This is a genomic window from Polaromonas sp. P1_E3 (assembly GCF_056405935.1).
The window spans coordinates 1-536 of record NZ_JBFUBD010000857.1 but is presented as its reverse complement, the minus strand read 5'-3'; the positions used below and the strand labels follow the sequence as shown (position 1 = coordinate 536).

General features: G+C 66.0%; 1 protein-coding gene. It reads left to right on the top strand.

The window, feature by feature from the left end; translation table 11 throughout:
• The coding region (gene tmk, locus AC1D0Z_RS23970) for a dTMP kinase (protein WP_477660598.1) at nt 1–536 on the top strand (536 nt) is incomplete at both ends.

Genomic DNA, 536 nt, shown 5'->3' with positions numbered 1-536 from the left:
GGCATAGACGGTGCTGGAAAATCCACGCACATTGCCGGCCTGGCCGATGCGTTCAAGGCCGGGGGCAGGGCGGTGACACTGACACGCGAGCCGGGCGGTACGCCGCTGGCCGAAAAACTACGCGCCATGGTCCTCAATGACGCCATGGATCCGCTCACCGAAGCCCTGCTGATTTTTGCCGCGCGGCGCGACCACATCGTCAATGTGATTGCACCGGCGCTGCTGCGCGGGGACGTGGTGCTATGCGACCGCTTTACCGACGCCACCTTTGCCTACCAGGGGGCTGGGCGAGGCTTTGACCTGAAGCTGCTCTCAACCCTGGAGCGTTGGGTTCAGTCCGACGAAGGGCTGCTGGGCGACCCCGCCGGCAACACCCCCATGAAGCCCGAAGTGGAAACCGTGATCGAGCCGCACCTGACAGTCTGGTTTGACCTGGCGCCGGAAGAAGCGGCCCGGCGGCTGACCGGCGCGCGCCTGCCCGACAAATTCGAGGCACAGCCGGTGGCGTTTTTTCGCCGCGTCGCGCAGGGCTACGC